This is a genomic window from Leisingera sp. CC-HEC093, from assembly GCF_059429195.1.
The window spans coordinates 957,499-978,537 of sequence record NZ_JCAIJR010000001.1 but is presented as its reverse complement, the minus strand read 5'-3'; the positions used below and the strand labels follow the sequence as shown (position 1 = coordinate 978,537).

General features: G+C 59.0%; 17 protein-coding genes and 1 pseudogene. 15 read left to right on the top strand and 3 right to left on the bottom strand.

From position 1 onward, the window contains the following. Positions 1–251 precede the first annotated feature (251 nt). Positions 252–3,764 (top strand): DNA polymerase III subunit alpha, encoded by a 3,513-nt coding sequence (gene dnaE, locus AC5STB_RS04700; protein ID WP_495441815.1) that lies wholly within the window; start codon positions 252–254, stop codon positions 3,762–3,764. Between the two features lie 209 nt (positions 3,765–3,973). Here the strand turns inward: dnaE and AC5STB_RS04695 are convergent, their stop codons facing one another. Then, entirely contained in the window at positions 3,974–4,168 is a 195-nt protein-coding gene (locus tag AC5STB_RS04695) for a SlyX family protein (RefSeq protein ID WP_495441814.1), read from the bottom strand. Between the two features lie 206 nt (positions 4,169–4,374). Here AC5STB_RS04695 and hisS point away from each other — a divergent pair, with 206 nt between their 5' ends. The 4 genes from hisS to AC5STB_RS04675 all read left to right on the top strand — a co-directional run bounded on the left by hisS (position 4,375) and on the right by AC5STB_RS04675 (position 8,461). Further along, positions 4,375–5,874, top strand: a complete 1,500-nt coding sequence (hisS, locus tag AC5STB_RS04690) for a histidine--tRNA ligase (RefSeq protein WP_495441813.1) — start codon at positions 4,375–4,377, stop codon at positions 5,872–5,874. Positions 5,875–5,876: 2 nt separating this feature from the next. Next, positions 5,877–6,965: an ATP phosphoribosyltransferase regulatory subunit gene (locus AC5STB_RS04685; protein ID WP_495441812.1), complete on the top strand. Its 1,089-nt coding sequence runs from the start codon at positions 5,877–5,879 to the stop codon at positions 6,963–6,965. After that, positions 6,962–7,660, top strand: a complete 699-nt coding sequence (gene hisG, locus AC5STB_RS04680) for an ATP phosphoribosyltransferase (protein WP_495441811.1) — start codon at positions 6,962–6,964, stop codon at positions 7,658–7,660. The genes AC5STB_RS04685 and hisG overlap by 4 nt, the downstream gene beginning before the upstream one ends. Positions 7,661–7,783: 123 nt before the next feature. Continuing rightward, positions 7,784–8,461: a type 1 glutamine amidotransferase domain-containing protein gene (locus AC5STB_RS04675; RefSeq protein ID WP_495441810.1), complete on the top strand. Its 678-nt coding sequence runs from the start codon at positions 7,784–7,786 to the stop codon at positions 8,459–8,461. Positions 8,462–8,528: 67 nt separating this feature from the next. Here AC5STB_RS04675 and AC5STB_RS04670 read toward each other — a convergent pair whose 3' ends face one another. Beyond that, on the bottom strand, positions 8,529–8,960 hold the full coding sequence (locus AC5STB_RS04670; protein ID WP_495441809.1) for a DUF1489 family protein: 432 nt from the start codon (positions 8,958–8,960) through the stop codon (positions 8,529–8,531). Between the two features lie 195 nt (positions 8,961–9,155). On the opposite strand from AC5STB_RS04670, the gene AC5STB_RS04665 reads away from it, so the two are divergent. The 6 genes from AC5STB_RS04665 (at position 9,156) to AC5STB_RS04640 (ending at position 15,942) form a co-directional block, all read left to right on the top strand. Beyond that, on the top strand, positions 9,156–11,453 hold the full coding sequence (locus AC5STB_RS04665) for an adenosylcobalamin-dependent ribonucleoside-diphosphate reductase (protein WP_495441808.1): 2,298 nt from the start codon (positions 9,156–9,158) through the stop codon (positions 11,451–11,453). Positions 11,454–11,775: 322 nt separating this feature from the next. Continuing rightward, on the top strand, positions 11,776–12,873 hold the full coding sequence (locus tag AC5STB_RS04660; protein ID WP_495441807.1) for an AAA family ATPase: 1,098 nt from the start codon (positions 11,776–11,778) through the stop codon (positions 12,871–12,873). A gap of 167 nt (positions 12,874–13,040) precedes the next feature. Beyond that, positions 13,041–14,522, top strand: a complete 1,482-nt coding sequence (locus AC5STB_RS04655) for a hypothetical protein (protein WP_495441806.1) — start codon at positions 13,041–13,043, stop codon at positions 14,520–14,522. Beyond that, complete coding sequence (locus tag AC5STB_RS04650) at positions 14,515–14,835, top strand: hypothetical protein (RefSeq protein WP_495441805.1); 321 nt, start codon at positions 14,515–14,517, stop codon at positions 14,833–14,835. Before AC5STB_RS04655 ends, AC5STB_RS04650 begins: the two co-directional genes overlap by 8 nt. Before the next feature lies 1 nt (position 14,836). Continuing rightward, on the top strand, positions 14,837–15,397 hold the full coding sequence (locus AC5STB_RS04645; RefSeq protein WP_495441804.1) for a hypothetical protein: 561 nt from the start codon (positions 14,837–14,839) through the stop codon (positions 15,395–15,397). A gap of 164 nt (positions 15,398–15,561) precedes the next feature. Continuing rightward, positions 15,562–15,942 carry a hypothetical protein gene (locus AC5STB_RS04640; protein ID WP_495441803.1) on the top strand — a complete coding sequence of 127 codons (381 nt, stop codon included), beginning with the start codon at positions 15,562–15,564 and terminating at the stop codon, positions 15,940–15,942. On the opposite strand, the gene AC5STB_RS04635 is transcribed toward AC5STB_RS04640, so the two are convergent. Beyond that, a protein-coding gene (locus AC5STB_RS04635) for an IS3 family transposase (protein ID WP_495441156.1) occupies positions 15,937–17,096 on the bottom strand; the annotation gives its coding sequence in 2 pieces (ribosomal slippage) (positions 15,937–16,838 and positions 16,838–17,096; 1,161 coding nt in all). The two genes, AC5STB_RS04640 and AC5STB_RS04635, sit on opposite strands and share 6 nt — an antisense overlap. 597 nt (positions 17,097–17,693) lie before the next feature. Between AC5STB_RS04635 and AC5STB_RS04630 the strand changes: the two genes are divergently transcribed. The 4 genes and pseudogenes from AC5STB_RS04630 to AC5STB_RS04615 all read left to right on the top strand — a co-directional run bounded on the left by AC5STB_RS04630 (position 17,694) and on the right by AC5STB_RS04615 (position 21,010). Next, on the top strand, positions 17,694–18,563 hold the full coding sequence (locus AC5STB_RS04630; protein ID WP_495441802.1) for a hypothetical protein: 870 nt from the start codon (positions 17,694–17,696) through the stop codon (positions 18,561–18,563). A gap of 585 nt (positions 18,564–19,148) precedes the next feature. Beyond that, a pseudogene (locus tag AC5STB_RS04625) lies at positions 19,149–19,550 on the top strand (IS5 family transposase); the annotation flags it as partial. A 236-nt stretch (positions 19,551–19,786) separates the two neighbouring features. Next, a complete protein-coding gene (locus tag AC5STB_RS04620) occupies positions 19,787–20,308 on the top strand; it encodes a toxin-activating lysine-acyltransferase (protein ID WP_495441801.1) in 522 nt (173 codons plus the stop codon). Positions 20,309–20,425: 117 nt separating this feature from the next. Next, complete coding sequence (locus tag AC5STB_RS04615; RefSeq protein ID WP_495441800.1) at positions 20,426–21,010, top strand: imm11 family protein; 585 nt, start codon at positions 20,426–20,428, stop codon at positions 21,008–21,010. The last annotated feature ends 29 nt before the right edge of the window (positions 21,011–21,039 follow it).

The following is a 21,039-nucleotide window of genomic DNA, read 5'->3' as shown; positions in this document are numbered from 1 at the left end:
GCCTGTCGTCAAGGCAAGGAAAACCGGTGCTGCGGTGCAGTATTTCGCGGCGCAAGAATGTTGCGGTGTTTGCGGGTATCGCGTTAATATTTATGCGTTTTATTTGCGTTTTTGCGGAGGCTTTGCGCGTCTGCGGCGAAAGAGTTTCAACAAAATGGATAAAATGCAGGGGTCACCGCACCGGTTTTGACGGGTGTTCCAAACGCAGATCACCCTTTCACCTCTCCGTCTCAATAAGATAGCGTGGCGCCATGACAAGCTCTCCCCGATTCATTCATCTGCGCACCCATACCGAATATTCGCTGCTGGAAGGCGCTGTGCGGCTGAAAAAGCTGCCGGATCTGTGCAAGAAGCACGGCATGCCCGCGATTGCGGTGACGGATACCAACAACCTGTTCTCGGCGCTGGAGTTTTCGGTGTCGGCGAGCGGTGCCGGGGTGCAGCCGATCATCGGCTGCCAGGTGGATCTGCGGTTCACGGAACCGGCACCAGGTGAGCGGCCCAAGCCGCCGGCGCCACTGGTGCTGCTGGCGCAGAGCGAGGCAGGATATGAGCATCTGATGAAGCTGAACTCCTGCCTGTATCTGCGGCAGGGGGGCGAGCTGCCGCATGTGACACTGGAGGAGCTGGAGGAAAACGCGGGCGACGTGATCTGCCTCAGCGGCGGGCCGGACGGGCCGGTGGGGCGGCTGCTGCAGATGGGCCTGCGCCCGGCGGCGGAAGCGCTGATGCAGCGGCTGAAGGCGATTTTCCCCGACCGGCTTTATGTCGAGCTGCAGCGCCATCCGGGTGAACACGGCCAGCCGGAGGCGGAGAAACAGACCGAGCGCGGCCATGTGGAAATGGCCTATGCCATGGACCTGCCGCTGGTCGCCACCAATGACGTCTATTTCCCCAGCACGGAAATGTTTGAGGCGCATGACGCGATGATCTGCATCGCCGAGGGCGCCTATGTCGATCAGGCAGAGCCGCGCCGCCGGCTGACTGCGCAGCATTACTTCAAGAGCCAGGAAGAGATGGTTGCGCTGTTTGCCGACCTGCCCGAAGCGATTGAAAACACGGTGGAGATCGCCAAACGCTGCGCCTTCATGGCGTACAGGCGCGATCCGATCCTGCCCAAGTTTGCCGATGACGAAGTGGCAGAGCTGCGCCGCATCGCCAATGAGGGCCTGCAGCAGCGTCTGGCGGTGATCCCGCATGCGGTGAGTGTCGAAGAATACCAGGAACGGCTCGATTTCGAGCTGGGCATCATCGAAGGCATGGGCTTCCCCGGCTACTTCCTGATCGTTGCCGACTTTATCCAATGGGCTAAGGACCATGACATCCCGGTGGGGCCGGGGCGGGGTTCAGGTGCGGGCTCGCTGGTGGCCTATGCGCTGACCATCACCGACCTTGACCCGCTGCGGTATTCGCTGCTGTTCGAGCGCTTCCTGAACCCGGAACGGGTGTCGATGCCCGACTTTGACATCGACTTCTGCATGGACCGCCGCGAGGAGGTCATCAAATACGTGCAGGAGAAATACGGCAGGGATAAAGTTGGGCAGATCATCACCTTTGGCGCGCTTCTGTCCAAAGCGGCGGTGCGCGACATGGGGCGGGTCTTGCAGATGCCCTATGGCCAGGTGGACCGGCTGTCCAAGCTGATCCCGGTCGAAGGCGTAAAGCCGATGTCGATCGTGGATGCGCTGAAGGAAGAGCCGCGCCTGAGCGAGGAGGCCCGCAACGAGCCGGTGGTGGACCGGCTCTTGACCTATGGCCAGCAGGTGGAAGGGCTTCTGCGCTCTGCCGGCACCCACGCGGCGGGCGTGGTGATCGGGGACCGGCCGCTGGACGCGCTGGTGCCGCTTTACCGCGATCCGAGATCGGATATGCCGGCCACCCAGTTCAACATGAAATGGGTGGAGCAGGCGGGCCTGGTGAAGTTCGACTTCCTTGGCCTCAAGACCCTGACGGTGATCCAGAACGCGATGGACCTGATCTTCCAGTCGGGGCGTGATCTGCATATCGCCGAGGACGGCACTCAGCTCTATGACCCGCCGGAGGGGGCGGAGAACCAGATCAACGCCATTCCGTTGGACGACAAGGTCACTTACGACCTCTATTCCCGGGCCAAGACGGTTGCGGTGTTCCAGGTGGAATCCACCGGCATGATGGATGCGCTGAAGCGCATGAAACCCACCTGTATCGAAGATATTGTGGCACTGGTGGCGCTGTACCGCCCCGGTCCGATGGAAAACATCCCCGTATACTGCGAGGTGAAGAACGGCCAGCGTGCAATCACCTCTGTCCACCCCTTGATCGACCATATCCTGGAAGAAACCCAGGGCATCATCGTCTATCAGGAGCAGGTGATGCAGATCGCCCAGGTGATGGCGAACTATACGCTTGGCGGTGCGGACCTTTTGCGCCGGGCGATGGGTAAGAAGATCAAGGAGGCGATGGACGCCGAGCGCCCGAAGTTCGAGAAGGGCGCGGCGGAGAACGGCGTCGACAAGAAGAAGGCCAGCGAGGTCTTCGACCTCTTGGAGAAATTCGCCAACTACGGCTTTAACAAGTCCCACGCCGCGGCCTATGCGGTGGTGTCGTATCAGACCGGCTGGCTGAAGGCGAACCACCCGGTGGAGTTCATGGCCGGGGTCATGAACTGCGATATCCACCTGACCGACAAGCTGGCGATCTATTTTGAAGAGGTGAAAAAGGGGCTGGGGCTGAAATACGTGCCGCCCTGCGTCAACCGTTCGCTGGCGACCTTCAACGTTGTGAACGGTGAGCTGGTCTATGCGCTGGGCGCGCTGAAGAACGTCGGCCTGGACGTCATGCGGCTGGTCACCGAGGCACGCAAGGAGGGCGGATATGAAAAGCCCTTTGTCAATGTGTTCGACTTTGCCCGCCGGGTTAACCTGAAGAAGGTCGGCAAGCGGCCGCTGGAGATGCTGGCGCGGGCGGGCGCGTTTGATCAGCTGGACCAGAACCGCCGCCGGGTGTTTGAGAGCCTGGGCGCGCTGGTCGACTATTCTGCCGCGGTGCACGACCAGAGGAATTCCAGCCAGGTGTCGCTGTTCGGCGAGGCGGGCGAGGACTTGCCGGAGCCGCGGCTGCCCTCAGTGCCGGACTGGCTGCCTGCTGAGCGCCTCAGCGAGGAATTCAAGGCGATCGGCTTTTACCTCTCCGGCCACCCGCTGGACGACTATATGCCGGCGCTGAAGCGGAAAAAGGTGATGACGCTGGACGAAGTGACAGCGAAGGCTGAGCGCGGCCCGTTCATGGCCAAGATGGGGGGGGTCGTGGCCGGGCGGCAGGAGCGCAAGTCGGCCCGCGGCAACCGCTTTGCCTTTGCCCAGTTGTCCGACCCCTCCGGCGCCTATGAGGTGACGCTGTTTTCCGATGTGCTGGAGAAGAGCCGCGAGTATCTGGAAACCGGGTCCAAGGTGGTGATCACTGCCGAGGCAACGATGGAGAGCGATCAGCTGAAACTGCTGGTGCGCTCGGTCGGGCCGGTGGACAGCGCCATCGCCGATGCCGGGCGCAGTTCCTTGCGGGTCTACCTGAGTGATGCTGCTGCCGTCGGCACCGTGGCGCAGGTGCTGGAGGACGCCAAGGCGGCGGCCCGCAATGCCGCGCGCGGGGAGGTCTATATGTACCTGCAGGACCCTGGTTTGCCCGGCGATGTGGAGATGGACCTGGGCCAGCCCTTCCCGATCAACCCGCAGATCAAGGGCGCGCTGAAGTCGCTCGACGGAGTGATGGATGTGGAGGAGATTTGAGCGGGTGCTCGTTCCTGTTCAACATCACCGACCAGGAGCAACGGCGCGGAGCGCCCCGGGCCTGCGGCAGCCCGTTCGGGCGGGCTGGCGCAATGGCCGGGTTGGATGCTTCGCCGGAGAGTGCCTACGGATTTATCCGGGATAAATCGCCCCGCATTTCCGTTGAGGCGCCATCCCAAGGGCTGATGCAGGCCGGTTCGCAGCCGGGCTCAGTAATGCGGCGGGCGTTCGTCGGCAAAGACCACGCCGCCGGTGCTGTCCTGTTCGCGGGTGGCTTCGCGCTGCATCAGCATGGCGACGCGGCGGGTCAGCACGTCGATTTCCTGCTGCTGGCGGGCGATCACGTCGCTCATCTCCTCCACGCTGCGGGTCAGATGGGCGATTTGCTCTTCCAGATGCTGCATGGGATGTCTCCTGGGTTCTGAAACGCCTGATATAGAAGATGGCTCTGAAAGCAAGGATTCGCCCGAACGGCAGGCTGGGCAGTGCCTGTATCGCGCAGTTGTTTTCTCGCCTGCGGCATTGCCTCCCGCGGCTCCTTCTTGCTGTTGCGGCCTGCTTCCGCTAGACCGCCGGGCGAGTGAAACCGCTACCCGTGAGGAGGCCTCAGATGGCCAAAGTGAAGAAACAGCCCCGCCCCAAGGCGCAGACGCCGAAAGGGTTCCGTGACTATTTCGGTGCGGAGGTGACCCAGCGCAGCGAGATGCTGCGGGCCATCGCGGGTGTGTATCATCATTACGGGTTCGAGGCGCTGGAATCCTCGGCGGTGGAAACCGTAGAAGCGCTGGGCAAATTCCTGCCCGACGTGGACCGCCCGAACGAGGGCGTGTTTGCCTGGCAGGAGACTGAGGACGACGGCAGTTCAAATTCCGGGGGCGACTGGATGGCGCTGCGCTATGACCTGACAGCGCCGCTGGCGCGGGTCTATGCCCAGCACCGCAACGACCTGCCGACCCCCTACCGCCGCTATGCGATGGGGCCGGTTTGGCGCAATGAAAAGCCGGGACCGGGCCGGTTCCGCCAGTTCTATCAGTGCGATGCGGATACCGTCGGCACCGCCTCGATGGCGGCGGATGCGGAGATCTGCGCGATGCTGTCCGACACGCTGGAAACCGTCGGCATTCCGCGCGGCGATTACCTGGTGCGGGTCAACAATCGGAAGGTTCTGAACGGCGTGCTGGAGGCGATGGGGCTGGGCGACGGCGATGCCAAGCGCGACGATGTGCTGCGGACTATCGACAAGTTCGACAAGGTCGGCGAGGCCGGCGTGCGCGATCTGCTGACCAAGGGACGGCTGGATGCCTCCGGCGCCTTTATCGACGGGGTCGGATTGTCGGACGATCAAGCGGCGCCTGTGCTGGCGTTCCTGACCTCCAAGGCGGCGGAAGCGGCTGGCACCATCGCCAACCTGCGCTCCGCTGTGGGCGACAGCAAGGTCGGCCAGGACGGTATTGCCGAGCTGGAGCAGATCGGCGAGCTGCTGGCCGCGGGCGGCTATGGCAAGGACCGGATTGAGATCGACCCCTCGGTCGTGCGCGGGCTTGGCTACTACACCGGGCCGGTGTTCGAGGCGGAGCTGACGTTTGAGATCCTCGACGAAAAGGGCCGCAAGCGGCAGTTCGGATCGGTCTCCGGCGGCGGGCGTTATGACGGCTTGGTCAAGCGCTTCACCGGACAGGAAGTGCCGGCGGTGGGCGTTTCGGTCGGCGTGGACCGGCTGCTGGCAGCGCTGCATGCCAAGGGGCGGCTTTCGGCGGAGGCCACCGGGCCGGTGGTCGTTACCGTGATGGACCGCGACCGGATGGCGGATTACCAGACCATGGTGGCGGAGCTGCGCAACGCGGGCATCCGGGCTGAAGTCTATCTGGGCAACCCCAAGAACTTCGGCAACCAGCTGAAGTACGCGGACAAGCGGAACTCGCCCGTGGCGGTGATCGAAGGCGGCGACGAGAAGGCCAATGGCGTGGTGCAGATCAAAGACCTGATCCTGGGTGCCAAGATCGCCGAAAGCGCGACGCTGGAAGAGTGGAAGGAACGCCCCAGCCAGTTCGAAGTGCCGCGCAGCGAGCTGGTCGCCAAGGTGCGTGAAATCCTGAACGGGCAGGGCTGATCATGACGCTCCGTTCTGATATTCAGGCGCGCGCCGCACAGCTGCGGGTCCGCTTCGAGGCCGCGGGTGCGCAGGTGGTCGACACGCCATTGCTGCAGCCGGCCGGCACATTGCTGGATTTGTACGGCGAGGACATCCGTGCCCGCGCCTATGTGACCACCGACGCCTTACGCGGCGAACAGATGCTGCGCCCGGACTTTACCGTGCCGGTGGTGGAGGCCCATATGCGCCACGGTGCCGAGCCTGCGCGCTATACCTACTCCGGCGAGGTGTTCCGGCGCCAGGAGATGGACCCGGACCGGCCGAACGAATACCTGCAGGTCGGGTATGAGGTGTTCGAGCGCGACGATGCCGCCGCCGCGGATGCTGAGGTTTTTTCGCTGTTTGCGTTGCAGGTGCGCGGGCTGCCGTTGCGCGCGGCAACCGGCGATATCGGCATTCTGATGGCGGCGGTGCAGGGGCTGAACACCACGGACAAGCGAAAGGCGGCGCTGATGCGCCACATCTGGCGGCCGCGCCGGTTCCGCTCCTTGCTGGACCGTTTTGCAGGCCGGACCCCGGTGCCGGAGAGCCGCAAGAGGCTGCTGTCGACCGAAGGCGATCTGACCGGCTCTGCGGCGGCGGTCGGCAAGCGCCGCGCGGCAGAGGTGCAGGCGCGGGTGGAGGCGCTGCGCGAGGACGCGAAGGCGCCGCCGATCTCGGAAAACGAGCTGCTGGCGCTGGAGGCGCTGATGGCGGTGCGCGAGACGGTGCCCTATGCCAGCGAGCAGATGCGTGACATTGCGGTGGATCTGCCGCAGATCAACCCGGCGCTGGACCGGCTGGATGCGCGCACTGCGGCGATGAAGGCCCGCGGCGTGGATGTCGAGAACCTCGATTTCGAAGCCTCCTATGGGCGCACATCGATGGAATACTACGACGGCTTTGTCTTTGGCTTCTATGCCGAAGCACGGCCAGATCTGCCGCCGGTGGCCAGCGGCGGGCGCTATGACGCGCTGACCCGTCAGCTGGGCGAGGGCGGGGAAATCCCGGCAGTGGGCGGTGTGCTGCGCCCGGATCTGATGCTGCAGCTTGAGGAGGCCCGCACATGACCCTGAAGCTGGGAGTGCCGTCCAAAGGGCGGCTGATGGAAAAGACCTTTGACTGGTTCGCCAAGCGCGGCGTGACGCTGTCGCGCACAGGGTCGGACCGGGAATATGCCGGTGCGGTTGAGGGCGTGTCGAATATGGAGCTGGTGCTGCTGTCCGCGGGGGAGATCCCGCGCGAGCTGGCGGCGGGGCGTATTCACCTGGGCGTCACGGGCACGGACCTGGTGCAGGAGAAGCTGCCGCGGTTCGAGCAGCAGGTTGAGGAGCTGGCAGAGCTGGGCTTTGGCCATGCGGATCTGGTACTGGCAGTGCCGCAATGCTGGATCGACGTGGACACGCTGGATGATCTGGACGCCGTGGCCTCGGCCTTTCGCGCCGTGCACGGGCACCGGCTGCGGATCGCCACCAAGTACCACCGGCTGGTGCGCGAGTTCCTGACCGATGCCGGAGTGGCAGATTACCAGCTGATCGACAGCCAGGGCGCAACCGAAGGCACGGTGAAGAACGAGACCGCTGAGATGGTGGCCGACATCACCTCCACCGGCGAGACGCTGCGCGCCAACCACCTGAAGCTGCTGGGCGACGGGCTGGTTCTGAAGTCGCAGGCGACGCTGTGGCGCAGCAGGGTGGCAAAATACGGCATCGATGAGAAGGCAGCGCTGAACACTCTGCTTGATTTGCTGGAACACCGGAAATAGGCGCCGGTCCGCCGGTTGCCTTCGGATTATGCACCCGGGCCACCTTTTTATGGGCGCCCGGGTTTCATTTCTGCCCGTCAGTCATAGCTGGGTTGGGATAAGCTCCAACTGAAAGGACAGTCTATGAAAATTCTGATGGTTTTGACGTCGCATGATCAGCTGGGGGACACCGGGGAAAAAACCGGTTTCTGGCTGGAGGAATTTGCCGCGCCTTACTATGTGCTGCGCGATGCTGGCGCCGAGGTCACCCTGGCCTCGCCAAAGGGCGGCCAGCCGCCGCTGGACCCGAAATCGGACGCCGATGATGCCCAGACTGATGCCACCCTCCGTTTCAAACAGGATGAGGCGGCGCAACAGGCGCTGGCTGCCACTGTGAAACTGGCGGATGTGGAGGCTGCGCGCTTTGATGCGGTGTTCTATCCCGGCGGCCATGGCCCGATGTGGGACCTGGCCGAAAGCGCGGACAGCCGCAAGCTGATCGAGGATTTCTCAGCAGCGGGCAAGCCGGTGGGCGCTGTCTGCCACGCACCTGCGGTGTTCCGTCACGTGCTGGACAAGAACGGCGCGCCGTTTGTGGAGGGGCGCCGGATTACCGGTTTCACCAACAGCGAAGAAGAGGCGGTGGGTCTGACGGATGTTGTGCCGTTCCTGCTGGAGGATGTGCTGAAGGAAAAGGGCGGCGATTTCCGCCGCGGCGATGACTGGGCGCCGCATGTCGAAGTCGACGGTACTCTGGTTACTGGCCAGAACCCGGCCTCTTCGGAGGACGCTGCCAAAGAACTGCTGGAGTTGCTGAAGTAACCCGGAGCGGTTCCGCAGGGCAGGCGGGGCGCCGTCTGCCCCTGCGGCCGTGGCCGGTTCGGGTGGTTCAGATCACGCCGATTTCCGCCAGAGCCTGAGAAAGTTCCGGCGGCAGCGGTTCTTCCCGGCCTTTGCTTTCGGTCAGGTCGGCAGGCGACTCCTCTGGCTTTAGGTAGCGCCAGCCCTGGAATGGGCGTTTGGGCGCGGTTTGGGTGCGGTGCAGTTCCGGGTCTAGCACGATGGCGCAGCGGCGGATGCCGTCTTCGCCTGTCACTTCATCCAGCCGCAGCACGCGCTGGCGGCATTGAATCAGACCCTTTATCACCCAAAAGATTGAGCCGCCGTTCAGGATCTCCGCCTCGCGCTTGGGCCACATGCGGGTGACGTGGCGGGGCAGGCCCTCGGGCAGTTCCCGGCGGCGCATCTCCTGCCAGGCCATCAGGCTTTCGACGCTTTCAGTGCCGACCGAAAGCTTCACGAGATTCACGCACTTATCCACAGTTTCCCCACAGAGTCGTCCAGAGCTTTGACAGTATATAGTAGTTTACGGATCGCTGACTTCAAGGTATTGTGTTCATCCACGCTTTTGCTGCAAGAAAGCCTTAACAAAAAACGGATTCGCAACGGTGCCTGCACAGAGCTGCCGATGCGGAGCCGTTTGTCACGAAGACCGAACGACTCAAAGGACCGACACATGAGCCGCTTTGCCGCCCCCATTGCCGAGCAGATCTGGGATATGAAGTACCGTTTCAAGCAGGCCGATGGCACGCCGATCGACGTGACCGTTGAGGACACATGGCGCCGCATCGCGCGGGACCTGGCGCGGGCGGAAAAAAAGCCGGATGTGTGGGAAGAGAAGTTCTTTGGCGCGCTGGAGGACTTCAAATACCTGCCCGCAGGCCGCATCACCGCGGGCGCTGGCACCGCGCGCCAGGTGACCCTGTTCAATTGTTTTGTGATGGGCACAGTGCCGGACAGCATGTCAGGGATTTTCGACATGCTGAAAGAAGCGGCGCTGACCATGCAGCAGGGCGGCGGCATCGGTTACGACTTTTCCACCATCCGGCCGCGCGGCGCCGATGTGAAGGGCGTAGCGGCGGATGCCTCCGGCCCGCTCAGCTTTATGGATGTGTGGGACGCGATGTGCCGCACCATCATGTCCGCAGGTTCCCGCCGGGGCGCGATGATGGCCACCATGCGCTGCGACCACCCCGATATCGAGCAGTTCATCACCGCCAAATCCGACTCTGCCCGCCTGCGCATGTTCAACATGTCTGTGCTGGTCACCGATGATTTCATGGACGCGGTGAAATCAGACGGCTCATGGGAGCTGCAGTTCGATGGTAAGATCTATCACACCGTCGAGGCGCGCGACCTGTGGAACAAGATCATGCAGGCGACCTATGACTATGCCGAACCGGGCGTGATCTTCATCGACCGCATCAACAAGGCGAACAACCTCAACTACATTGAGAACATCTGCGCCACCAACCCCTGCGGCGAGCAACCGCTGCCGCCCTACGGCGCCTGCCTCCTGGGCTCTATCAACATGGCGCGTCTTGTGGCCAGCCCGTTTGAGAAAGACGCGCATCTGGATCAGGCAGCAATGCAGGAACTGGTCGCCACCGCTGTCCGCATGATGGACAACGTGGTGGATGTCTCCAAGTTTCCGCTGGACGCGCAAGCGGAAGAGGCCAAGAACAAGCGCCGGATCGGCCTGGGCGTCACCGGCCTGGCTGATGCTCTGCTGATGCTGGGGCTGGAATACGGCACCGACGAGGCGGCGCGTCAGACCGACGAATGGCTGCATGCGATCGCCCGCGCCGCCTATCTGGCGTCGGTGGACCTGGCCAAGGAAAAAGGCGCATTCCCGCTGTTTGATGCTGAGAAATACCTGAACTCCGGCAACATGCTGAACATGGACGACGACGTGCGCGACGCGATCCGTGAGCACGGCATCCGCAACGCGCTGCTGACCTCCATCGCGCCGACCGGCACCATTTCGCTTTATGCAGGCAACGTGTCCTCGGGCATCGAGCCGGTGTTTGCCTATGCCTACACCCGCAAGGTGCTGCAGAAGGATGGTTCGCGCACCGAAGAGGAAGTGGTCGACTACGCGGTGCAGATGTACCGCGAGAAGTTCGGCGCCGACGCCAAGCTGCCTGACTATTTCGTCAACGCCCAGACACTCTCGCCCGCGGCCCACGTCAAAATGCAGGCGGCGGCGCAGAAGTGGATCGACTCGTCGATCTCCAAGACCATCAATTGCCCGGAAGACATCTCCTTTGACGATTTCAAGGACGTCTACATGCAGGCCTGGGACCAGGGCTGCAAGGGCTGCACCACCTACCGCCCCAACGACGTGACTGGATCAGTCCTGTCGGTGAGCGAGAGCGCCGACACTGCGCCGGGCGAGACCGCCAAGGCGCCGCATGAGAGCGACGTGGACGAAAACGGAGCTGAAGTCGTCTATATGTCCGAGCCGCTGGACCGCCCGCAGTCGCTGGAGGGCCATACCTACAAGCTGAAGTGGCCGGACAGCGAGCACGCGATCTACCTGACCATCAACGACATCATCATCAACGGCCACCGCCGCCCGTTCGAGGTGTTCATCAACTCCAAGAACATGGAACATTACGCCTGGACGCTGGCACTGACCCGGATGATCTCGGCCGTGTTCCGCCGCGGCGGCGACGTGTCCTTTGTGGTCGAAGAGCTGAAAGCGGTATTCGACCCGCGCGGCGGCGCCTGGGTGCAGGGTAAATACATTCCTTCGATCCTGGCGGCGATCGGCGGCGTGATCGAAACCCACATGGTCAAAACCGGTTTCCTGGAAGGCGAGGGCATGGGCTTGAAGTCTGACCCGCAAGCGCAGGTAGTGAACCTGAACGCACCGCGTGGCAAGGCCTGTCCGAGCTGCGGCCAGTTCGACATGCAAATGGTCGAAGGCTGTATGACCTGCCGCAGCTGCGGCCATTCCAAGTGCGGTTGAGGCCTTGGGCCTTTAGAGTTGTCGGACCCAAGAAATAATTGCCATTGATTGGGGTTTTCTGCCATTCTGACACGAGGTTAATTGCCACCGGCCAATCTTCGGCCGGTGGTTTTGTTTTAAAACAATGGCTTATGTGATCTCTGCCTTCTGCACGCTGAAGGGATCCTTTTCCCCTCCAAAGATCAGCACCGCCTGTTGACTGAAATGGCCGTATTGAGCAGGACTGAAGCTCAAACCTGGCCAGGTTCTTTCTTTCAATTCCCCGACCGCACAGTGTGCAATCGGGGGCCAGACGGCGCGGTGTGCCGGGAAAGGGCCAGCTATGTCCAAGATCAAGTTCATCGAAGCAGAGTTCCACAATGCCGACAAAGACCGGCGGGCCATACGGCAGCGCCTGGAACGATTCCTGAAAACGCGCCGCGCCCTCGAGCGCGGCATCGTGCCTCCGGACCCTGAGGATCGTGATGACCGCCTTCGGTGGGAAAACGAATTGATGCAGGTTGGTCTCGGGCGCGAAGGTCAGGACCGCGTGGACCGCCGGGTAAGCAGGCTGGTGGAACGGCGGGCTGCGGCCGCAGGCCTCTCCCACCTCAAACTCGACGACCGGAGAGCCTTGGAGGTTCTGCGCAACGGTGTGGAGCTGATCCGGATCCGGACAGAGCACCAGGCGGATGAAATCGCCGCCGGGATTCATACCGGCATGCCCTGGATGGCGCCTGCGACCGATCTCCTTTGGAAGTCGATGCGGCGCTCAGTCCGCAATGGAGATGCAGGCTTCCGCCTGCCTCCGGTGCTGCTGGACGGTCCTCCGGGGATTGGAAAGAGCATGTGGGCCCGTCAGCTGAGCACCGCACTTGGCGTGCCCCGCTGTGGTGTGGAGGCGACGGCAGAGCAGGCGTCGTTCGGTATCGTGGGCTCTCAACGCGGCTGGTCCAACGCGCAGCCGGGGCGTCCTTTGATGACGATCCTGAAGCACCTGATAGCGAACCCGGTTGTCGTTGTGGATGAAGTGGAAAAGGCCGGGGTTGCAACTTCCACCAAAGGAAACAGCTTCGGCCTGACCGAGGGGCTGCTGTCCCTCCTGGAGCCATCTTCCGCGGCTTCCTGGCAATGCCCATACTACCAGGTGGGTTTCGACATGTCCTGGATCAGCTGGGTGCTGACCTCCAACACTTTGGTCACTTTGCCGTCGCCGTTGCTGAGCCGCCTGGAGGTTATTCGCCTCCCGCCGGCTTCAGTAACCGAACTAGCCGCATTTGCCCGCCGTGAGGGCTGCCGGCGTGGATTGACGCAAGACTCTGTTGAGGCTGTGGCCGAAGCTTTGGAAATTGCAGGACGCGGTACGGAGCTGAACTTACGGCATGTAATCCGGATGCTGACCAAGGGTGAAGTGATGGAGGCGTTTGGGGTCCGGCATTGAAGGTGCTGGACAAAGAAATTTTTTAGATCGCCTTGTGATCAGTCCTGTGAGTGCTGATCAGGATGCCTTGAAGGAGGCTGGGGGCGGTTTGACGCTTGCGGTCATTGGGTCTGCAAGATACGAAGTTCTCCGATTGAATTCCAAGATGCAGAAGCACGGCACGATTGATGAACGATACTCCTTTCCGAAAGATGCTTAGCTCCTTTCTGACCCGGACAGCTCAGGCGCGTGGCGTGGATAAGGATGAGTATATTGAGGGAAACCGACACGAGTATCGGGAACGATTGAATAAGGCCTGGCATCTTGCAGGAAAGAACCCGAACCAGCGCGCAGCTCTTCGGCGTGCAATCGACGAGCGAGTCCGCCGAGAATTTCCTTCCAATACAACGGGATTAGAAATTCCAAAAGACGTTCAGCTACTTTTCCTTAGGAAGCGTCGAGACTCAGTCGTCCTGGATAATCTTTATCCTGGCCGCCAAAGAGAGAACGGGTGGTTAGAACTTTCAAAACGTGACAAAGAGAATATTGAAACAATAAACCTTAGGCGGTTTTCTTTTTTAGAAGATCCCATATCAACCATGGAAGGCTTGCAAAAAATTTGCAAAGCCGAAGCAAGTGCAGCTGCTGCGACAATCAATTTTCAGGATAAGTTCTGCAAAGACATCACTCCCTTTATGATCCTGCGACTGATGTGGGATGACATGCTTGGCGTGTTTGACGGCGGGTATATGGATCTGCCGCTACAGAAGGTTCTGCATGCTGTTGGAATAACCCAAGGTATGGATATAGATTTGATTGGGCTCCGAGACTTGAGCGATGTCTGGGCTTTTCCACTGGAGCGACGCCGAGAAACGGGTTCAACAAGCAGTGAACGACGTTTCGCTGAATTGCAGAAATCGGAGAAGGTCGCCGACAGGCTTTGCGAAGCTATCGACAGTTGGCTTGGCAAAGTTGACCCTCCTGAGTGCCTTACTGACGCTGGTTGGGTTGGTATTCAGAGCATCCTTGCGGAAATGTTAAACAATGCCGAAAGGCATAGCGATGGCACCAGGGGTGACGGGCGCTGGAATGTAAGCGGCTTCTTGGCGCGGCGCACCGATGATGATTCGGGTGAAACACGGCTTCATGCGTATCTGGGGATTGTGAATCTTGGTGATACGTTTGCCCAAAGTCTTGATCGTGCTTCTTCAGACCTCAAAGAAAAACTGGAGAGTTTTATCCAAACGCTCTCTGATAACGGCGCCAAGCAGTCACGCGACACGTTGCTGACCTTGGCCGCACTCCAAGATGGTATCACCTGCGATCCTGAAAAATGGGAGAAAGATCAAGGGGGTGTAGGATTGCCGCAGATGCTGGACGTTGTCAGCGCTCTTGGTCAGACACTTTCTACCGAACATGCTCCCAAGTTAACGATTTTGTCAGGTAACTCGTGTATTTTGCTTCGCTCACCCTATCTTAAAGGCGAGAGGGACGCTGTCGATGCACCTAGAACCTTGTGGTTCAACGAAAGTAACGATAGGACGCACCCGCCGGACCCAAGTTTCGTGTATGATGTCCCCGTGGGGTTTCCCGGTACAATAATCAGCATGGGTTTCGTGATCGACCCCGCAAACTATGAAAGTGCTCATGATGGAGGCGATGATGACTGAAATAAAGTTTTCTGAACTGACCGCTGAGGGTAAGGTACGCAACCTTGTGGGCCACGAACGCGGTGAGGACGCCCGAGATAGGTGGACACTCGACAAGCTGGATCAAGACGACGAGTCGATTGATGTCTTGATCCCTGCGGAACTCCTGACGCTTTCGAGTTCGTTCTTCCAAGGAATGTTTGCTCAATCAGTAAAGAGATTGGGGCGTGAAGGTTTCTTGGACCATTACCGCTTTCATGCTTCACCCATCGTAATGCAGCAAGTGAAAGACGGTATCCGCGATTCACTGATGAAACGCAGCGCTCTGGGGTAAAATGTCGGCCGAATCAAGCACGGGCACGTTCGATCCGCGAACGTGGGCCCTTGTAATTGCGTCTTTTTCGCTGTTATTTAGCTTGTTCAACTTTTTTTGGACAAACAAAATACGAAAAGACTCTGAGGAGAGAGATAAAAACATTCGCGAAGCAACAGTGCAGCGCGAGCAGTTTTGTGAACACCTGCAAAGGCCAATTAACCGTGTCTTGGAGGACTTGGAAGCACTAAGCGAACGATTCACAACGATTGCTTCCGCGGGCCGAATAGGCGACGTGGACGATGTTGCCGAAATAAATACTGAGTTTACCGCTTCACATTCACGTCTTCGCATGAGTCTACGGAAAGCTGATCAAAGTCAGTTTGCGAATGGGAGCGATTGGGACGGCCTCACTTTAGAAGAGTTTGAAACCGCGGCGGGCAAACTTAACGCAGCCTATAACACGACCTTGTCCGACGCAGAAAAATGCGCTTCGCTCAAGGATGTTGCAGAACACATAGATCAGATGTGCTCGACTGTCCGGGGCCGTTTGGAAGAAGAGATTTCTATCCGACTGCTGTAGCTACAAAATTTAGACATGATCCGACGGGCGCCTCTGCTTTCTGTGCTGAGAATGGGTTGGGGCTTGTCTGATGGGCCAGAAGTTTTAACCATCTTGTCCTTGGTTGTGTGTAGCATTTCGCAGAAGGTGGGCATAGGCGTTATGCCGCAGCAATACCTTCCTGAATGCTGCCGCAGCTCGTTGCATTTGGACAAGCAGGCATCCAGATCCACCTGCAACTGCTCCACCGTGCCCAAGATCTTCTTCCGGAAGGCGATGTCGCAGAACTCGTCCTTGATGGTCCGGTAAACGCGATTGCAGATGCCATTGCTTTGCAGGCTGTTCTCCTTGGTCCTGGAGTGGTCTTGAGGCCTGGTGACAGGCTGCTGGATTGCCGAGGAAATGACCTCGACAAAAGCTGGGCTCTTCCCGGAGTTTCTGTGCTTGTTTGCTCATCGGCCTACCAGCAACAGGAAGGTCGGGCTCAGTTCGGCCGTCACTCAGATTCCGGCTCCAGCAAGGATCTATTGAACATGACCTGCCCCCCGCGGGTCCCTCGCTCATGACGAGAGTCTGCGGGTTTGATTTTGGTAGTCGTCGGTTTCGGGCTTGGCAAGCGCGGCAGGCGCGGAGCCCTCAAATTGCTCAAGCGCCTGCCGCGCTTGCTTTGGCGTTCTGTTCCCCAACGAAGAGTGCGGCCTGACGTTGTTGTAATCGTAGCGCCACAGCGCCAGCTTGCGGCGGGCATCGTCCAGGGTATCGAACAGCTCTTCATTGAGAAGCTCGTCCCGCAGGCTTCCGTTGAATGACTCGATGAAGGCATTCTGCTGCGGTTTTCCGGGATCGATGTAATGCCAATCCACGCCGTTCCTGTCGGCCCATCTCAGGATTGCCCGGCTGGTGAATTCCGTGCCGTTATCACTGACAACGCAAACAGGTTTTCCGTAGATCCGGACGAGCGCGTCCAGCTCCCGGGCAACGCGCTCACCCGAAATGCTGGTGTCCGCGGCCAGGCACAGGTTTTCCCGGCAGCAGTCATCGTTTACGGCCAGGATGCGGAACTTCCGCGACGCGCCGAAGCTGTCTGCCAGGAAATCCAGGGACCAGCGCTGGTTGGGCTGTGTGGCTTCGGGCATCGGCGTTCGCGAGCCCCGGGCACGCTTGCGGCCCCGCCGCCGTTTCACCGCAAGGCCTTCTTCCCGGTAGAGGCGGTAGAGTTTTTTGTGGTTCATGATCATGCCTTTTCGCTCAAGCAGCACGCCGATCCGCCGGTAGCCGAACCGGCGGCGTTTGCCAGCGATCTCCTTCATCTCCTGGCGGATCTCGGGATGGTCGAGCGGGCGTTCGCGCCGGACCGTCTTGGGGTCGACACCGACAAGCCGACAGGCCCTGCGCTGCGAGATGTCATGATCCCGCATTGCATTGAGCGCTGCCTCTCGCCGCTCTTTCGGTGTCGTCAGCTTTTTCCCAGCAGGTCTTTCAAAACCACGTTGTCGAGCATCGTGTCCGCCAGCAGCCGCTTCAGCTTGGCGTTCTCATCTTCCAGGGCCTTCAGCCGCGCGGCCTCCGACACCTCCATGCCGCCATATTTGGACTTCAGTTTGTAAAAGGTCGCCGGGCTCAGGCCGTGCCGACGGCACACCTCCGCTGTCGGCATCCCGGCTTCCTGCTCTTTGATCATCCCGATGATTTGCGCCTCAGTGAAACGGCTCTTACGCATTCGTCTGCTCCTACATAGGTTGGGCAGACTCTACTTCATGGTGAGGGATTTTGCGGGGGGCAGGTCAAACAGCCTTGGCATGTAGCGAGTGACGTGCTCCACTGAAAACGCGGGCTTTAAGGAGGGCACGTCAGGGGGTTGCACCGCGTACCTTCAACCGTGTCCCCGCTAAGAATTAGTAAACTGGGTCGTGGCGGCCAATAGGGTTCTTCGTTTGGTGAAAGTTGATAGAAATGGGGTGTTTTCCACATTTCTCTGCCCCGCCGCCGTTCGGGTTTTCATGCGTTTAAGCTATCTTGGTATTCGGAAGCTTGCGTGAAAGCGAACACAGAATGACGAAAAATGTCCTTAATGAAGCTGTGCCCATGGCGTTCCTAGCAGATATATCCGCGGTCTCCTTTGAGAGATCTCCTTGTTCATTGCTGTTTCGGTTCAAAACATGTGATGGCGTGACTGTCGTCTTGACACTCTCTGATATTGCTGCTGCTCTCGCTGCAGTTGAGGCAGAGGGTTGTATCCCCAATCTGCCTCCCGGATGGATGAGCAGAGCAACAAACGCATATGGTATCAAGATTTAAGTTAAGTCCAGGCGATTGCATGACCTATGAAATCGAGACACACACGGTGGAGGAAGTCACAGGCTCTGCGCCTCCTTGGTACAATTCAGGCATGAGCCGCGATCATCGCAGAATTTTCGGTGTCTGCCCGCATTGCAACAACCCGGTCCAACTTGTTGGTCTTTATCGCTCACACGATGTTCGACGGCCACACGGAAAACATGTGGGAAAGCCAGTTAGAGGCCTTGCAGGTTTTAATGCCGAAAGCCAAAGGAGGTGCCCGCACCTGACAGAAAACCAGCGCAGTGAAGGTCGGATGCTGCCTGCCTCAGATTTCGATGATACCCTGCTGGCCATCGTGCGGTCAGAGTACGATCGGATTGTCTTGTTGCTGGGTGACTTTCTGGGCATCGGAATTAGGCGACCTTTGGCGAAGCGTATGCTGTGCGCCTGGGTGGAGGCAGAAGGGTATCGGTTTTCTCGGGTCCATTTACGGAACCTCCCATGGATGATCCCGTATGGTGTAGAGGCAATCAATCTGTATGGACAAATCATCCAATCAGCAGAAATAAGGGATGCGATTGCCGAAGCAATTCCGGGTGCCAGTTTCGATAAAAAACACGTACTAACCAGGTCAACCGGAGCGGGCTGGTTCGACCTGCGCATGCAATGCCTCCATCATGGCTATCAGGAAAGCGATACAGGAGAAATGCGCGAGTTTCTTAGAGTTCGTATTCAGGACTTCAGCAGTACAAATAGCGCCCTTGAAGCTCCGATCATCTGGAATAAAGTACGCTATTTCGATCCTGACAGGTTCGAGAAACTAATGGCCTCCAATTCTGAGAACACCTACCGAGACCGGTACCTTTTGGAAGCGGCAGCAGAAATTTTGGGGGGACCAGATGCTTAAGAAAGAGTGCCAAGAGGACAGTTCTGATTTCGTAGTTTTGGCGAAAGCAGGGGCGGGCCCTGTTTGCATCCCGACTAGGGAAATATTGCAATGCGTTGAAGTGCTCTGTTCCAGCGGGTGGCTGCCTGCGATTGACGAGAACTGGTGGGGGCACGTCCTCCCCCCCTCTTCAAGAATTCCGGCTGATTGCATTTCTGTCGACGGGTAAGTGGAGTCTAACCTGTCCCAAATGTCGTCCGTCGTACTGTTGATTGCGATGGTGAAGCGCACCGAAATCGAGATCATCACGGGTGGACGGCGCATCGGCGGAACATTGAGCCCGTCCGCTTATCCCTCCAGCTACATCTAACAGGCTGCTGAACAATGATTTTACGCAGCCTCCCTCGTCGAGCTGAGCCATGCTTTATACAGTCCGCATCCTTCAGCTCAATGTGAAAGTCACCGTAAGAGCCGTTTCGGCGTTGATGGGTGTGGCGGAGGGAGTTTTTCAGCTGCCTGTTCTCATGATCGTTGTCAAACCCTTGTTTCATAGCCGCTTCTTCCGGCAGGGCCGGTCAAGGCGTGATGTGGATGCGCAGGGTCGGAGACCTGCTCAGCCAGATCCCGGTGAACGAAGAGATCGGGAGCATCACCGCCGACGGCGCCTACGACACTCGAAAATGCCATGACGCCATCGCCGACCGCGGCGCTCATGCCGTCATCCCGCCCCGCAAGAACGCCAAGCCATGGAAGACCATTACCGCTGGAGCCGTGGCTCGCGACGAGGCTCTGCGAGCATCGAAGTATCTGGGCCGCGCTCTGTGGCGACGTTGGAGTGGATACCACCGCCGGAGCCGCGTCGAGACAAAGATGCATTGCGTGAAACTGCTGGGCCAGCGGCTAATGGCACGGGACTTCGACCGCCAGGTCGCAGAACTCCAGGTCCGGATCGCCGTTCTGAACGGCTACACCGCGCTCAGCATACCAATCACAGAACCTGCGGGATAAGTCTGTCCGGGGAAAGGGGAACCTTGGCAATCACCTGTTTTGTGCAACAGAGCCAAGTCCAACTACTTGGGGGAGGAATGAAGCGCTGAAAGAAAAATATGAGAATCCAGCTAGTTGACTGAAAATTTACGGATTGATTTTGTTCTCGTTATAGGTGAGTGGTACTCAAGGAATTGTTAACCGCTTCGTGTCGGGGGCGACATCTTCGACAGTGTGCGGTAGAAAAGGAATAGACTATGAACGCCGAAGTCCCCTCCCAGCAGATTGACCCTGAAGTTGCCGGCAAGATCGCCTTGCTGCGGGCGCATGTGCGCGAAAGCTTTGGTAAGGTGGTGATGGGCATGATGGCCCTGCCGCGCTACCGTCACCAATCGCTGGCGGATTTGCAGCACCTAGTGCTGGAGCCGCTGATCCGCGACCGCATTGCTATCGCCTATCCCAAGGCAGAAGATGTGGCGGAGAAGGGTGACATTGCGGGCATGGCGCTCTGGGCCAGTGTGTCGGAAGAGGTAGATGCCAAGATCCGTGAACAGATCAAGTCGGGTACCTGGCCGGTGCGGCTGAAGGCGGAAGAGTGGAACAGCGGCCAGATCAACTGGCTGTTGGATGTGATTGCTGCGGATCAGCAGGCGGCTGTTTCGGTGCTGCGCAACTTCAAACAGGTGATCAAGGAGGGCGACTTGCGCCTGCATCCGGTGATCGCCAAGTTGGTGGATGCAGAGGCTCTGAATAAGCTTGGTGCATCTAGGAGCGAATAACTCAGAGGCCCCACTGTGTCTTTCTTTCTTTGGATTGAAGACTTTGAACTAGTGCCGCTTCAACAGGATCGGACTACGGCTGCTTCTCTGAATGCAACAAAATGGGGGGGGAGGTGTATGCCTTATCTTCTGAAAGTTCACACATATAAGAATAATCATGTTTTTTGGGAGGATGTTTGGTCAACTGATCGTCAGCCTGAATGGTACGCAACTATTGGAACAAATCACGGGGAAGCTCCAAACGCTATTGCACGAATCCCATACAGAATGGTGCGGGGGCAAACGAAACATTCCAATGAGGTGTACGACTTAATGCCCGGGCGCTGGAGCTCTGATCTTTTTTTAAGTCAGAGGGTTAGGTCCGTTATTGAGTCGATGGGGGGCGAGGGAAATCATTTTCTCCCAGTGGATCTTTTTCTTCCTGACGGCTCGGCTGTTTCTGAGAGCTATTATTTGTTTGTCGCTGATAAGTTGGTGGACGGTATTGATGTTGATCACTCTAATGTGACGCCTAAGATAATTATGGGGCAGTTTGCGTACTACACATGTAAGGGGGATCCAAAAATAACCTGGAAGCCCGAAGCAGTGTCAGACATGCCCATCTGGGTCGACCGGTACTTGCCGGGGCGAATATTCATTTCAGACGACTTGGCATCAGTTTTTTCAAACTTAAGCTTTCGAGAGTTTGATTTGATATCCTAATACCTAATTCTTAACTGCAAATTTGCGAA

What these genes read in the sequence shown, in the direction of transcription:
- dnaE (WP_495441815.1), top strand. Translation starts at nt 252, where the DNA reads ATGACAAGCTCTCCCCGATTCATTCATCTGCGCACCCATACCGAATAT.
- AC5STB_RS04695 (WP_495441814.1), bottom strand. Translation starts at nt 4,168, where the DNA reads ATGCAGCATCTGGAAGAGCAAATCGCCCATCTGACCCGCAGCGTGGAG.
- hisS (WP_495441813.1), top strand. Translation starts at nt 4,375, where the DNA reads ATGGCCAAAGTGAAGAAACAGCCCCGCCCCAAGGCGCAGACGCCGAAA.
- AC5STB_RS04685 (WP_495441812.1), top strand. Translation starts at nt 5,877, where the DNA reads ATGACGCTCCGTTCTGATATTCAGGCGCGCGCCGCACAGCTGCGGGTC.
- hisG (WP_495441811.1), top strand. Translation starts at nt 6,962, where the DNA reads ATGACCCTGAAGCTGGGAGTGCCGTCCAAAGGGCGGCTGATGGAAAAG.
- AC5STB_RS04675 (WP_495441810.1), top strand. Translation starts at nt 7,784, where the DNA reads ATGAAAATTCTGATGGTTTTGACGTCGCATGATCAGCTGGGGGACACC.
- AC5STB_RS04665 (WP_495441808.1), top strand. Translation starts at nt 9,156, where the DNA reads ATGAGCCGCTTTGCCGCCCCCATTGCCGAGCAGATCTGGGATATGAAG.
- AC5STB_RS04660 (WP_495441807.1), top strand. Translation starts at nt 11,776, where the DNA reads ATGTCCAAGATCAAGTTCATCGAAGCAGAGTTCCACAATGCCGACAAA.
- AC5STB_RS04655 (WP_495441806.1), top strand. Translation starts at nt 13,041, where the DNA reads ATGAACGATACTCCTTTCCGAAAGATGCTTAGCTCCTTTCTGACCCGG.
- AC5STB_RS04650 (WP_495441805.1), top strand. Translation starts at nt 14,515, where the DNA reads ATGACTGAAATAAAGTTTTCTGAACTGACCGCTGAGGGTAAGGTACGC.
- AC5STB_RS04645 (WP_495441804.1), top strand. Translation starts at nt 14,837, where the DNA reads ATGTCGGCCGAATCAAGCACGGGCACGTTCGATCCGCGAACGTGGGCC.
- AC5STB_RS04640 (WP_495441803.1), top strand. Translation starts at nt 15,562, where the DNA reads ATGCTGCCGCAGCTCGTTGCATTTGGACAAGCAGGCATCCAGATCCAC.
- AC5STB_RS04630 (WP_495441802.1), top strand. Translation starts at nt 17,694, where the DNA reads ATGACCTATGAAATCGAGACACACACGGTGGAGGAAGTCACAGGCTCT.
- AC5STB_RS04620 (WP_495441801.1), top strand. Translation starts at nt 19,787, where the DNA reads ATGAACGCCGAAGTCCCCTCCCAGCAGATTGACCCTGAAGTTGCCGGC.
- AC5STB_RS04615 (WP_495441800.1), top strand. Translation starts at nt 20,426, where the DNA reads ATGCCTTATCTTCTGAAAGTTCACACATATAAGAATAATCATGTTTTT.